This window comes from Flavobacterium luteolum, from assembly GCF_027111275.1.
Lineage (GTDB): Bacteria > Bacteroidota > Bacteroidia > Flavobacteriales > Flavobacteriaceae > Flavobacterium > Flavobacterium luteolum.
The window spans coordinates 1,304,562-1,319,202 of sequence record NZ_CP114286.1 but is presented as its reverse complement, the minus strand read 5'-3'; the positions used below and the strand labels follow the sequence as shown (position 1 = coordinate 1,319,202).

Here is a 14,641-nt window from a genome sequence, read left to right as displayed (position 1 = left end):
TACATTATATTTAAAACCTGCTTCTTATTGGGAGCAGGTTTTTTTATACTTTAGTATTGAAAAATAAATTGCACAATTTTTGTTGTTCTTTGCAATAACAAAACCGAAGAAATTATTCTATTAAATGAAAAAAAATCAACTAGAAATAGCTTGTTTTAATTATGAATCGGCATTGATTGCTCAGGCAAACGGTGCGGATAGAATTGAGCTATGTGAAAATATGAAACTGGGAGGAACTACTCCAAATTCTATTTTGGTAGTAAAAGTTCGTGAAAGCATAAATATAAAAATGCATGTTATTATAAGACCTCGTGGAGGTGATTTTGTTTATTCGGATGAAGAGCTTACCGAAATGAAACAAGATATTAAGCAATATAAAAAATTAGGGGTTGACGGTTTTGTTTTCGGAATTTTAAAAGAAAACGGAAAAGTTAATAAAAAGCAGAATAAAGAATTGGTGCATCTTGCGCATCCTTTATCGTGTACTTTTCACCGTGCGTTTGATGTAGTTAAAAATCCTGAAAAAGCACTTGAAGATGTAATTGACTGTGGCTTCAAAACCATTTTGACTTCAGGTCAAGGTGTAAATGTAGAAGAAGGAATTTTGGCTTTAGAAAGGCTTCAAGAGTTGGCAGGAGATCGAATAGAAATTATGCCGGGAGGTGGTTTACGATCTTCAAATATAAAATTATTGCAAGAGAAATTAGATCTTACTTTTTATCATTCGTCTGCAATTACAGATAACTCAGAAACTGCAAATCCAGAAGAAATAAAGGAATTGTGTAACTTTTTATAGAACTAAAAATAAAAAAGTCTGGAGGTGGCAATCTCCAGACTTTTTCTACAAGAAATTATTTAAAATAGTATTAAAAAAATCTTCTTAGGTGAGATTAGAACATTCCGCCCCCGCCTTTATTAGTGTTATCATCTCTTTGTTTACGCTGTAAATTTTTGATTTTTCCGCCTCCAAAGTTGTAAGTTAAACCAAAATAAACAGTTTGGCTTTCCCATTTAAACTGACCTGCTTGAGGATAAGGATTTAATGTGTCGAAAGCATATTTCATAGTATTGAAGACATCGTTGAAACGAACACTTAAATTCATTTTGTTGTCTAGCAACGTATAACGCGTACCAATATCCATTTTGTACATTTCGTGGCTATTGTTCTGAAGCCCGTCAGTAGCGCCTCTATAGAATCCGAAAGCTAAGAAGCTTAAGCGTTTGTTTACTTTAAAATTAGAGTTCATACGTCCATTAAATGCGGCAACAGTAACGGTTTTATTTGTTGGTCCAATTTTATTTTCTTCTGGAATAAAGGCATATATAACTCCTGATTGATCAATGCTTGAAAAATCAATCGATGGCTGAATATCCCACCATTTTGTAATTTTATAATTGAATGACATTTCAAATCCGTAGGCAGTATTATGATCAAAATTTGTATAACTCATAATTTGCTTTTGCTCACTTGGATCGTTAGGATCTGGATATAAAATCCTGCTGATTTGATCATTAATGCTTCTCACAAAAACACCCGCTGTAAAGCTTCCTTTCTCAAGCGTTTTAGTATAATTTACTTCGATAGAGTTAGTAAATTGAGGTCTTAATTCTGGGTTTCCTATTGAAGTTACTAGTGGAGTTGCAAATTCACGAATAGGTTTTGTCTGCTCTAAACTCGGACGGTCTACACGACGGCTGTAGCTTAATTGCAAAGTATTTTTCTCAGTCAAATTATAGGTCAAATATGCCGATGGATATAAAGTGATGTAATCATCATCAAATTTCTCTTTTCCATAATTTAAATTTGCTTGTACTTTGTAGCTTTCAAAACGTGCACCTACTTGATAGCTTAGCTTTTTAAATTTCTGTCCAAATGTTACATAAGCAGAATAAATATCTGTGTCATAAGTATAGTGAGATGTTTGATCTGCTACAGGAAGTAAAGGATTTCCGGTAATATAATCGTTTTCTGTTCTTGTGATTCTTGCTTCAGCTCCAGCTTCAAGCGTTGTTTTTTCGTTTAATGGATTAACATAATCAATGTTTACAGTACTTAATTTTCTGGTTCCTTTTAAATAATCTTCATAGAAAACATTTCCAGCAGTATTGTCTGTTTTTGTTGTTTCTGTATCAAAAGAAGCATTTTGTGTTTCTTTATTATCACTATAATTTGCTTCAAAATCTAAAGTATGGCCTTCTTTTTTAAAGATGTGTTTGTAAGCTAAATTATAAGTTCCAACTCGGTCTGGTCCCCAATATTTTGACTTTTGCAAAATATTTGAAATGTCAGAACCAGTTACATTATTGTAATCGATATTAGTATCTACATAACCTTTTCCGTCAGATTTGTTTTGGTTGGTATAAATAGATAAAGTGTTGTGATCATCAATTAGATAATCCATACCAATCTTGTATAAATAAGACTCATTATCATTCAAAACATCTATATTTTGAGTAATATCTTCATCAAATCTTTGGATAAAACCTTTATTATGGTATGTTCCAAAGTTTTGCCCCACATTTCCAAAGAAATTTACTTTCCCTGTTTTATAGTTCAAATCTAAAGACTGATTGTATTTTGCAGTTTCACCAAAAGTAATACCACCACTGTAGCTTCCATTAAAACCTGTGTTAGCATTTTTATGCAAAATAATATTAATGATTCCAGACATTCCTTCTGGGTTATATTTGGCACTTGGATTAGTAATTAACTCAATTTTTTTAATTGAAGTTGATGGAATCTGTTTCAATAACTGAGCAGGGTCAATGTTTGTAGGGCGTCCGTCAATTAATACACGAACATTATCATTTCCGCGAAGCGAAAGTTTTCCGTCTTGATCCACATTTACAGAAGGAATATTATTCATAATATCAGATGCCGAAGCTCCTGCAGTTGTTAAGTCCTTTCCAACTGTAACTACTTTTCTGTCAATTTTTTGTTCGATAGTAGAGCGTTCGCTAACAATGTTAACACCTTTAAGCTGAGTTGCTTCTTCTTCTAAAGAAACATTTACAGTTGCATTTTTTTTGTTTTCGCTCAAAAGGATAGAACCGATATATTTTCTAAATCCAATGTATTGAATTTCGATCGTGTAACTTTTTAAAGCAATATTTTTAAATGAAAAGTCTCCGTTATCGTCTGTATTAACGCCTGAAACTACTTTTCCATTTTCTTTAAGCGAAACAGTGGCGTAAGAAATTGGTGCATTGTTCGATTTTTCTGTAATTTTTCCAGAAATACTTCCAGCATTCTGGGCCTGTGCTGTTGCGATTATACCTAATAACGCAAACAGAAAGAGTTTTAATTTCATGATTTTTTACTGATTATTTTTGATTTGATTGATGATGATTTCGTTTTGTTAGCTTTTTCTTTTTTGTTTTCCCTGACTTCAAAAAAAAATAAAGTCTCTATTAAGACTCTTTTACGGTTGATATGTTACAAGAAATCCAAGAAAAAAGTATATTTTTTTTCTCATAGACTGTTTTGTAAGAGATTACGCTTTTGGGTTTTTGATAATTTTAATAATTAATATCTCTATCTTTTTGTCAAATTGAAACTCTTTTCTTGAATTTAATATGTTTTTGATTTTCTCTAATTGATGAATAAGCAGTATCTTTGCTCACTTTAAAATAAGTTTACATGTCATTATCACAAATTCTTACACCTTCTATACAAAAAGCAATACAAGCATTATTTGATGTTACTGTTGATAAAATCGAGTTTCAAACTACTAGAAAAGAGTTTGAAGGAGATATTACGATGGTAATTTTCCCTTTGCTAAAAGTGATTAAAAGTAATCCGGCTGAATTGGGAAATAAAATTGGAAATTATCTAGTAGAAAATGTTTCTGAAGTTGCTCGCTTTAATGTAGTTTCTGGTTTCTTGAATATTGTGATTTCAGATAGTTATTATCTAGATTTCTTTAATGGAATAAAAGACCAAAAACAATTCGGTTTTGTAGCTCCAAATCCTGAAGAAAAGGCAGTTATGGTAGAATATTCTTCTCCAAATACCAACAAACCTTTACACTTAGGACACGTTCGTAATAATTTATTAGGATATTCTGTTGCAGAGATTTTAAAAGCTTCTGGTAAAAAAGTGTACAAAACTCAAATTATCAACGATAGAGGAATTCATATCTGTAAATCGATGCTGGCTTGGGAGAAATTCGGAAACGGAGAAACTCCTGAAACTTCTGGTTTAAAAGGGGATAAATTAGTTGGTAAATATTATGTAGAGTTTGATAAAGCTTACAAAGCTGAAATAAATGGTTTAATAGAAACTGGTAAAACAGAAGAAGAAGCTAAAAAACAAGCACCAATTATTATCGAAGCACAAGATATGCTGAAAAAATGGGAAGCTGGTGATGAAAAAGTAATTGAGCTTTGGAAAAAAATGAACGAATGGGTTTATGAAGGTTTCGCAACAACTTACACTAATCTTGGAGTTAATTTTGATAAATATTACTACGAAAGCAACACTTATCTTTTAGGAAAAGATGTTGTTCAGGTAGGTTTAGATAAAGGAGTTTTCGAAAAAGATCCAGACGGTTCTGTTTGGATTGATTTGACAGATGAAGGTCTTGACAGAAAAATTGTTTTACGATCTGACGGAACAGCGGTTTACATGACACAGGATATCGGAACAGCCATTCAGCGTGTAAAAGATATGCCAGATGTGGGTGGGATGGTTTATACAGTTGGTAACGAACAAGATTATCATTTTAAAGTATTGTTCTTAATCCTTAAAAAATTAGGTTTCGACTGGGCTTCAAGTTTATATCATTTATCATACGGAATGGTAGATTTGCCATCTGGAAAAATGAAAAGCCGTGAAGGAACTGTTGTAGATGCTGATGATTTGATGCAAGATATGACCGATACGGCAAAACAAATCTCAGAAGATTTAGGAAAATTAGACAGCTATTCTGCCGAAGAAAAAGCAAAACTGTACAAAACAATTGGTTTAGGTGCCTTGAAATATTACATTTTAAAAGTAGATCCTAAAAAACGTATTTTGTTTAATCCAGAAGAATCTGTTGATTTTGCTGGTAATACTGGTCCTTTTATTCAATACACATACGCGAGAATTCAATCAATAATCCGTAAAGCCGATTTTGATTTCTCAAACAAAATCGAGATTGAAGAATTGCATGAAAAGGAAAAAGAATTGGTAAAACAAATTGAACTTTTCCCAGAAGTGATTCAGAACGCTGCTCAAAATCATAGTCCAGCGTTAATTGCCAACTATACTTATGATTTGGTAAAAGAATATAACTCTTTTTACCAGTCGGTGCATATTTTAGGAGAAGTTGATTTGACAAAAAAAATATTCAGAGTGCAGCTTTCTCAGAAAGTTGCCGACGTGATTAAATCTGCATTTCAATTGTTGGGAATTGAAGTTCCAGAAAGAATGTAGGAAAAAAGATTAAACAGTTAACAGTGAAAAAAGCCAATAGTTTTAGACTATTGGCTTTTTTTATTACTTTTTTGGCTTTTAGGGATAAAAAGCAGGAATATACTTCTTTATTTTTGCTCCTGTAGAAATGATTATAAAAATAGTTTGTTGCTTAAACTATGTTCAGTAATAGTATAGTTTGTTGTTTATGAGCTTTTTAAGATATTTTTCCTAGTATTATTATTTTTAACTATTTTGAATTAATAAGCTTTTTCGATTATGATAAAACCGGATATGATATTCTTTATGAAGGTCATAGAAGAACAGGTTTCTTAGAAGATGAGTATTAATAACTTTTCACGCTGAAAGATCAGTCTTTTACAAACAAAAAAGCCAGAAGTGTAGAAACTTCTGGCTTTTTTATAACAACTAATTCTAATTACTTAACAAATTTGTCAATGATTTTATCAGATTCTGCTTTTGAAGCATCTGGTTTCAAATCAAATAAAAGAGAATAAAGTGCTTTTCTATCAACTTTAGCCTCTAGATTTAAATCTTGGTGTCTGTCAAAAAGAGTTTGCCATTTGTCACGAACATTTTTCCAAAGAGCATTATTTTCCTTCCACCATTTTTGTCCTGCAATACATTTTGAATCAGGAACTTTAGTGTAAACATCAAATCCTTTTTCTTGCGCTAATAAAACATCTTTTCCTGCATCATCGCGAACTAATTTGTCATTGTCTTGCTCGTGATTCCATCCTGTAGCAGTGATTTCGTGGATGTTTCTTCTTTTTAAAACATTATAATCGTTACGTTTTGTCTGCTCTCTTCTTGGAAGTGGTGCATCGGCAACGTTTGCCCAATAGTCTTGTCCGTCAACATGTACCCAAGTTGAAGATCCTTCATATCTTGGACTATCGTCTACTTGATATACTTTTTGAGTCCACTGACCTTTAACCGCTTTTTTATCTAATTTCTTGTATTTCCAAGAATTGCCTTTGTCAAAAGTATATAAGTCTGTGTTTTCGTAAAGCCAATCTTGTCTCCAGTGTTTAATAATCATATCAGGACTTACAATAAGTAAATGCTGCATTACAATTTTGTTTGGAGTATCTTCTAATAGCTCAACCCATTCTAAAGCAGATTCGTGTTTAGTCTCAGAAGGTTTATAAGTAAGAGAATCTTTTGGGTAAGAGAAAGTTTCTGTGAAATTGAACTTCACCTCATAACAACCACACATCGATTTAATAGATTTTATGTCTTGTTGTTTCTTGTCCTGACTAAATCCAAGACCACATGTTAAAGCCATAGCGGCTGACAAAAAAAGGCTTTTTGAAATCATAACTTATTGTTTTGTTTTTAAATTCTTCGCAAATATATAAATTTAATTTAGAACAATTAAAAATAGTTATATATTTGCATCGATTATTAAGACTGAATAAAAATAATGAACTTTAAAATTACTCTTTTTGCTGTTGTGCTTTTTTGTCAAATTTCTGTTTCTCAGAATGTTAAAAAAGACAGTGTGGAAACAAATGAATTATCGGAAGTAAAAGTTACTACTGCAACTAGAACAGAAAGAGTGCTTTCATCTTTGCCTTTGCCTATGACAATTATTACGTCTGAAGCAATTATGAAGTCTGGTGTTACAAGATTAAATGAAATTTTAAGTGAACAAACCGGTATTATTTTAATTCCTGACGAAAGTGGTTTTGAAGGAATTCAAATGCAAGGATTGGATGCGGCTTATACTATGATTTTAATTGATGGAGTGCCGTTAGTGGGTAGGAGTGCTGGTGTTTTGGACTTATCAAGGGTTTCTGTGGGAAATATAGAAAGAATAGAAATTGTTAAAGGAGCTTCTTCAGCATTGTATGGATCTGAAGCAATGGGTGGAGTAATAAATGTAATTACAAAAAGACCAAAGAAAGATACGTTTACAGGAAGTCTTTCTTATAGGTATGCGACTTTTAACACCAATGATGCTAACACGAATTTGTTGTGGAAGAAGAAGAAGTTTTCAGCTAATCTTTTTGCTAATTTTTATTCTACAGATGGTTATGATTTAGATAAAAGCACGCCACTAAAAAATGTGGAGCCATTTTATAATTTTACAATCCAGCCTAAGATATATTACGATTTTTCAGAGAATTTAAAGTTAATTGTAAATAATCGTTTTTATGATATGAAAATGGATAATGTGGCAATTATCGATTCTGAAAACTATAAGGGTGATGCAAAAGAAAAAGAATGGAATTCGCAAATTAAATTTGAGCATAAATGGAGCTCAAAAGTGTATTCTGAATATGAGTTTTACACCACAAATTACAAAAATGATTCCTTTTTAAATGATAAAAATAACGCTTTATATGAGAGTGCTTATTACAATCAATGGTTAGTTCGACCAGAAATTCGAACAACACTTTCGTTAAAGAATGATAAATTAACAGCTGGAGTTGGATTAAATTATGAGACTTTAGACAGAACTTATTTTGAAAAGCAAGTAAATTTTAATTCGCAATATATTTACCTGCAATATGATTACAATCCAACTGAGAAATGGAACGTTCTTGCTGGATTTAGATATGATAATCATAGTGAGTATGCTTCACAGTTTAGTCCAAAATTAGCAGTCAACTATAAGGTTAATGAGAATTTTTCTTTAAAATCTTCTGTTGGTTATGGCTACAAAGCACCAGATTTTCGTCAATTGTACTTTGATTTTACAAATCCATCGGTTGGATATACGGTTTTGGGATATAATGTTGCAGAAGATCGTTTGAATCAACTTGAAGAACAGGGGCAACTTTTGTCTAGAGTAGATGGAGTAAATTTTGGTGAACCGTTGAAGCCAGAAAGTTCAATAAATGTCAATCTTGGAACTTTTTACAAAAAAAACAAATTAAGACTAGACGTCAATGCGTTCTATAATTCAATAGAAAATTTAATTGATACTCGAGTTGTTGCCCAAAAAACGAATGGTCAGAATGTCTTCAGTTATTTTAATATTAGTAAAATCTTTACTTACGGTCTAGAGTTTAATTCAACTTATGATTTTACAAAACAATTATCAGTATCATTTGGCTATCAGTTTTTAACAGCAAAAGACAAATCAGTTCTGGATAATTTTCAAGATTACCAATACATCCGTAACTCGGATTTACAAACGATTCAAATTAAAAAATCGGATTATTTCGGATTGTTTAACAGATCAAAACATACGGCCAATGTTAAATTCGCCTACACGATCCCTAAGATAAAAACCGATATCAACTTACGTGTTTTTTACAGAAGCAAATACGGAATGTTTGATACAAACGGTAATCAGATACTTGACAAATATGACACATTTGTCGATGGTTACTTCTTAACAAACCTGTCAATTTCAAAATATATCGGAGATAAATTTATGCTTCAGGCAGGAGCAAATAATTTATTTGATTTTACAGATCCAAGCCAAATCAGCAACTTGGCAGGCAGACAGTTTTTTGTACGAATTCAATATAATTTTTAATCAATATTTATTTAAACCTTTTCAAAATGAAAACAAAATTCTTAAAACTTTCGCTTTTAGCATTATTTATTTTTACAGCATCTTGCAGCAGCGATGATGATAAAAATGAAGTAGCACCAGTAGTAACAACAAAAGTTTCTAATGTTTATGCTCCGCAAACTGGAGGACAAGGACAACCAGTTGGTGGTGAATTTACAAAATTCAGTTTTTCCCAAAATAAAATTGTAACTGACGATAGTTGGGATATCGCTTTCCGTGGTACATCAATTATTGTTAATGGAGGAGCAAAAATTAGTGCTACTGATACAGGAGAACCAGAAAGAAAAGGACAAGGAGCAGTAAGTATTGTTTCAGGTATTTTTGCAAACGTAACAGCATTTCCTGCTTCTAGTACTTTTGCTCAAGATGCATCTACTGTTTATTCAATCCCGACAGGAAGTGGAAAAGGCTGGTATTCTTACAATGCAGAAACTCATATCATTTCTCCTATTGCAGGAAAAGTATTTGTTGTAAAAACACACGATGGTAAATATGCAAAATTTGAAATATTAAGTTATTATAAAGATGCACCTGCAAGTCCAACACAAACTTCGGAGTCGCCTTACTATACTTTTAATTTTGCTTACCAAGCAAACAGCACTACTACATTCTAATAAAAAATAATAATCTAGAATAGTTTATTTTATAAAATGTACTCTTAAATAAAAAACATCAAAAATCTAGTTAATCATTAGCTTTGTTTTTTTTATTTTTTTTTTGATAAGGAGGTTAGAATTTTTCTAACCTCTTTTTTTGTTCTACTTTCTTGTTAAAATCAAATAGAAACAAAATGTTATTCTATCTTTGCACAAATTTTTTCTGCAGTAAGTTAACTATTATTGAATTGGTTTAATTTTTGAATGCAGTTCCTCATATTTTATTATAATTATTAAGTGAATACAAAGTCTTATTTTTTTCAGTCTTTTGCAATCGTGGCTTTAGCGCTGGTTGCTTTTATTGGGTTTAAACAAATCCTTCCAGATAAAATATTTTCGGAGACTAAATTAGATTCTAAAAATATATTGATAGATAGTATGCTTTTAGAATCTGTTGCCGACGATTCATTATCGCTAGACAAAGACAGTATTGCAAAAAGTGAGCAAGCGCTAAACGGGCAGAAAATTGTTTTTGATGAAACAGAAGGAATTGAATTTCCTGCAGAAACATTCGAAAACTATAAAGGATATCAATACCTGATTTCTTTCTATGAGAAGTTGTATCAGTTAGAAAAAAATCCGCAGAACAAAGTTCGAATTGCTTATTACGGAGATTCTATGACCGATGGAGATTTAATCGTGCAAGATGTTCGTACCAATTATCAGGAACGTTTTGGAGGAAACGGTGTTGGTTTTGTTCCTATTACATCAGAATCTGCAGCATCGAGAGGATCTGTAAAATCAACTTATTCTAAAAACTGGAAAACGCAGTCTTATTTAAATGTAAAAAGACCAACGAGCCCTTTTGGAGTTAACGGACATGTGTTTTTTGCCAATGATAGATCCAATTCAACTTGGGTTCAGTACGAAGCTGGATTGAATAAATATTCGACTTCATTAGATAATGCAACATTATTTTATGGGCGTTCATCTAAGGTTGGAAAAGTGAATTTCATTATAGGAAAAGATACGCTTAAGAAAAGTCTTTCTCCAAATAGTTTAGTTAACACACTAAAAGTTTCATCAGGAAGTTTAAAAGCCTTTAAAGCAAATTTTGTACAAGCAGACTCTATTCCGATTTATGGATTTAATTTTGATAATGGAAGCGGAGTTCATGTTGATAATTTCTCTCAGCGAGGAAATTCAGGACTTCCAATTTCGACGTTTAATGCCGATGTAATGAGAGCTTTTAATAATAGCTTAAGATACGATTTGATCATTCTGCATTATGGAACCAACGTTTTAAATTACGGCACAAAAAATTATTCTTGGTATGAAAAAGGAATGACGAAAACCGTTAATAAAATAAAAGAATCATTTCCAGGCGTTTCGATTCTAATTGTTTCAACTGCTGACAAGTCAACAAAATATGATTTAGAAATGAAAACCGATTCGGCAGTAGTTCCTTTAATGAAAGCGCAAAAGCATTATGCATTAGAAACTCATGCAGGATTTGTTAACCTATATACTTTAATGGGAGGAGATGGTTCTATGATAAAATGGGTTGATGAAACTCCAGCCAAAGCCAATAAAGATTACACACACTTTAACCAGCGCGGTGCAAAAGCAATCGGTAATTTACTTTATGGACAGTTAAATAAAGGATACGAAGAATATAAGGAACTCAGACAAAAAAGAGATGCTGAAGGGACTAAGCCAAAACCAGTAAAAAGAGCCAAACCCGATTCCGTTTCAGTAACAAAAGACAGTGTATGATAAATAAATTAATGGTTTTCTTTTGTTGTCTTTTTTTTACAACAAATGAAAAAACTCCAAAAACAGATGTACAGCCAATACCAAAAAGCATGATTCAAAAAGTGGATACCGCAGCAATTGATGCGCCTTCTGATGGTCAGATTTATAACGCAAAAGCGATAAGTGATTTTTTTCATAAACTGGAAAAAAATGAAGATCAGAAAAATCAGAAAATCAATATTGTACATATTGGAGATTCGCATATTCAAAGTGATTTGATGACGAATGAAATCAGAAAAAAACTGCAGCAGCAATTTGGCAATGCAGGACGTGGTATGGTTTTTCCGTATCAATTAGCCAGAACAAACGGATCTTATAACGAACGTTTCAAATCGAACAGAACTTGGGAAAGCTATAGAAATATTTACCCAGTAAAGCAATGCCCTATTGGATTAAGCGGTATTGGTCTTTGGAGAGATTCAGGCGGATTTGTAATGGAGATGAACATAAAAGATCCAGCGTACAAATTCAATACAATAAAAATTATTACGCCTCAAAATCAGAATATGTTTGATTTGGCTATTTCTTCTAAGATCAATTCTATTCAGACAACAGAACGAAGAGTCATTACGCATAAAATTAAAAAAGGGGAAGTGCTTGGAAGCATTGCAGATAAATACAATGTTTCTGTTGCCGAGATTAAAAGAGAAAATCGTTTAAAGTCGAATAATATCCGTGCAGGAAGAACTTTAAAAATCTCAACAAATGAAACAAGGCCAAAGACCATTTCAATGTCAGAGTTTGTTCCGTTGGCAATCGAATCAGATTCTTTCTCACATTATTATAATTCAGAAAATGCTTTAAGCCGAATTTTCTTGATTCCGAATAAAGAAGCAAAAGATTACGAGTTAAACGGAATTGTTTTAGAAAAAGATGCCCCAGGAGTTATTTATAGCAGTATTGGAGTAAACGGAGCTAAATATTCAGATTACAATAAATATCCTTTATTTTTTGAACAGCTGAAATCGTTACATCCAGATTTATTGGTTTTTTCATTAGGAACAAATGAAAGTTACGAGAAATTGGATGCTGGAGGTTATATTAAAGAATTACGAGAATTTATACAGAATGTAAGAGCACAGAAAATAGATGCGCCAATAATTGTAATGACACCACCGCCATCTTTGCTAAGAAGAAAACCAAATACATATATTGATGATTACACTCGACAAATTATTAATATAGCCCAAAAAGAGGATTTTGCTGTTTGGGATTTATACGATGAGTTTGGAGGCATGAGCGGAATCAGACAATTGAAAGTTCAAGGATTAATAGGGCCAGATTGGGTTCATTATTCAAAAAAAGGATACGAGAAACAAGGAAATCTGTTTGCTCAAGCGTTTTTAAGATCATACGATAATTTTAAATTAAAGAAGTAAGTTGACAACAATAGATAGCATTAATAATTGGTTCATTCAAAATTTTGGTGCAATTACAATAGAACAAGTTAAGAGTTGGTTTGTTTACAACGAAGACGAAAAACTTTTATTCAATACCGGTTTATTCTTAGGTTTATTTCTGGTTTTCTATTTTGTGTATGGTTTTTTACGCAAAACATTTTATTTGAGATTAACGTATGTTATTCTCTTCTCATTATTCTTTTACTATAAATCAAGCGGGATTTATTTTCTGCTGTTATTGCTTTCGTCAGTCGTAGATTATGGTTTGAGCCAGATTATTTACCGAGAAAGCAGAGATGGAGTTAAGAAATTTTATTTGGTAATTAGTGTCATTTTGAATTTGGCACTTTTAGGCTATTTCAAATACATGAACTTTTTGATCGTGACGTACAACGATATGTTTCATGGTAATTTTGAACTTCATAATGTTTTTCTTCCTGTTGGAATTTCGTTTTATACGTTCCAATCTATGAGTTATATTATTGAGATTTATAGAGAAGAAATTAAACCGACAAAGAATTACATCGAATATTTATTCTTCGTGTCATTCTTCCCTCAATTAGTTGCGGGACCAATTGTTCGTGCAAAAGACTTTTTGCCTCAGATTTATCAAAAATTAAATCTGACAAAGCAAGATGTTAACAACGCCTTGTTTTTGATTATTGGAGGTTTAATCAAGAAAACAGTTATCTCAAATTACATATCGGTAAACTTTGTCGATCGTGTTTTTGATACGCCGATGAGTTATACTTCTTTTGAAAACTTAATGGCTTCGTACGGATATGCCATTCAGATTTACTGTGATTTCTCTGGATATTCAGACATGGCAATTGGTATTGCATTATTGCTTGGATTTAAATTGCCAGTCAACTTTAGAACTCCATACAAATCGACTTCGATTACCGATTTCTGGAGAAGATGGCATATTTCGCTTTCAACTTGGTTAAAAGACTTTTTATACATTTCTATTGGAGGAAACCGTAATGGATCTTTCGCGGGATATTTATTCCCAAGTTTATTTTTCTTCGGATTATTGCTTTGGGGAATGTCTTGTTATAATGAGAGTGTAATTCCGCTTATTATTGCAGGAGTCAGTATTTTAATTTTCGCTTTGTCATTTTTACTTTCAAGCAAAATAAAACAAACTTTAGTAACCAATTTCAACCTGTTTACTACAATGCTTTTAGGAGGTTTGTGGCATGGAGCAGGAGCACAGTTTATTGTTTGGGGGGCACTTCACGGATTAGCATTAGCGGTTCATAAAATATTTATGGAATTCTTTCCTTCGAAGAAAGATAAAAGTCCGAATTTCTTATGGAGATTTTTCTCAATCGTAATCACGTTCCATTTTGTAGTTTTCTGTTGGATTTTCTTCAGAGCAAGAGATTTTGAAACGGCATTACAAGTAATTAATAACATCGGTCAATTAACATTTGAACCAGAACTTTGGAAAACAATTGTTTTAGGATATAAAAATGTTTTCGGATTAATGTTGTTCGGTTACGTTTGGCATTTTTTACCAGAATCATTCACCAACGGAATGAAATCTATTTTTGACAAAACGCCATTATTAGTAAAAGCGATAATTCTAGGTTTTGTTTACTGGATTGTTTACGCAACTGCTGTTGCAGGTTCACAGCCATTTATTTATTTCCAGTTCTAGATTTAAGATTCAAAGGTTTATAGCTGCAAAGGCACAAAGGCGCAAAGATTTTATTCTTTGCGCCTTTTTTTGTTTTGCCACAGATTAAAAGGATTAAAATGATTTTTAAATCTGCATAAAAAAACTTTGCGACTTCGCTCCCGATAGCTATCGGGATTGCGAGCAAAAAAAACATAGCGTTCTTTGCGTAAAACTTCGCGTACTTCGCAATTAAAT

9 protein-coding genes are annotated in these 14,641 nt (G+C 32.2%); 7 read left to right on the top strand and 2 right to left on the bottom strand.

Going from position 1 to position 14,641, the window contains the following annotated elements; translation table 11 throughout:
• Window positions 1-124 precede the first annotated feature (124 nt).
• Entirely contained in the window at window positions 125-796 is a 672-nt protein-coding gene (locus tag OZP10_RS05460) for a copper homeostasis protein CutC (RefSeq protein ID WP_281633835.1), read from the top strand.
• Between the two features lie 94 nt (window positions 797-890).
• Here the strand turns inward: OZP10_RS05460 and OZP10_RS05455 are convergent, their stop codons facing one another.
• The gene (locus OZP10_RS05455; protein WP_281633834.1) at window positions 891-3,311 is read right to left on the bottom strand and encodes a TonB-dependent receptor; all 2,421 of its coding nucleotides are present in this window, start codon (window positions 3,309-3,311) and stop codon (window positions 891-893) included.
• A gap of 329 nt (window positions 3,312-3,640) precedes the next feature.
• Between OZP10_RS05455 and argS the strand changes: the two genes are divergently transcribed.
• Window positions 3,641-5,419 carry an arginine--tRNA ligase gene (argS, locus tag OZP10_RS05450; protein WP_281633833.1) on the top strand — a complete coding sequence of 593 codons (1,779 nt, stop codon included), beginning with the start codon at window positions 3,641-3,643 and terminating at the stop codon, window positions 5,417-5,419.
• Window positions 5,420-5,837: 418 nt separating this feature from the next.
• Here the strand turns inward: argS and OZP10_RS05445 are convergent, their stop codons facing one another.
• A complete protein-coding gene (locus tag OZP10_RS05445; protein WP_281633832.1) occupies window positions 5,838-6,740 on the bottom strand; it encodes a DUF6607 family protein in 903 nt (300 codons plus the stop codon).
• Window positions 6,741-6,845: 105 nt separating this feature from the next.
• Here OZP10_RS05445 and OZP10_RS05440 point away from each other — a divergent pair, with 105 nt between their 5' ends.
• From OZP10_RS05440 to OZP10_RS05420, 5 genes are all read left to right on the top strand, one after another.
• Entirely contained in the window at window positions 6,846-8,912 is a 2,067-nt protein-coding gene (locus OZP10_RS05440) for a TonB-dependent receptor plug domain-containing protein (RefSeq protein ID WP_281633831.1), read from the top strand.
• 26 nt (window positions 8,913-8,938) lie between these two features.
• Window positions 8,939-9,565 carry an HmuY family protein gene (locus OZP10_RS05435; RefSeq protein ID WP_281633830.1) on the top strand — a complete coding sequence of 209 codons (627 nt, stop codon included), beginning with the start codon at window positions 8,939-8,941 and terminating at the stop codon, window positions 9,563-9,565.
• Window positions 9,566-9,844: 279 nt separating this feature from the next.
• On the top strand, window positions 9,845-11,323 hold the full coding sequence (locus tag OZP10_RS05430) for an SGNH/GDSL hydrolase family protein (protein WP_281633829.1): 1,479 nt from the start codon (window positions 9,845-9,847) through the stop codon (window positions 11,321-11,323).
• Entirely contained in the window at window positions 11,320-12,741 is a 1,422-nt protein-coding gene (locus OZP10_RS05425; protein ID WP_281633828.1) for a GDSL-type esterase/lipase family protein, read from the top strand. Before OZP10_RS05430 ends, OZP10_RS05425 begins: the two co-directional genes overlap by 4 nt.
• Before the next feature lies 1 nt (window position 12,742).
• Window positions 12,743-14,425, top strand: a complete 1,683-nt coding sequence (locus OZP10_RS05420) for an MBOAT family O-acyltransferase (protein WP_281633827.1) — start codon at window positions 12,743-12,745, stop codon at window positions 14,423-14,425.
• Window positions 14,426-14,641: the final 216 nt, after the last annotated feature.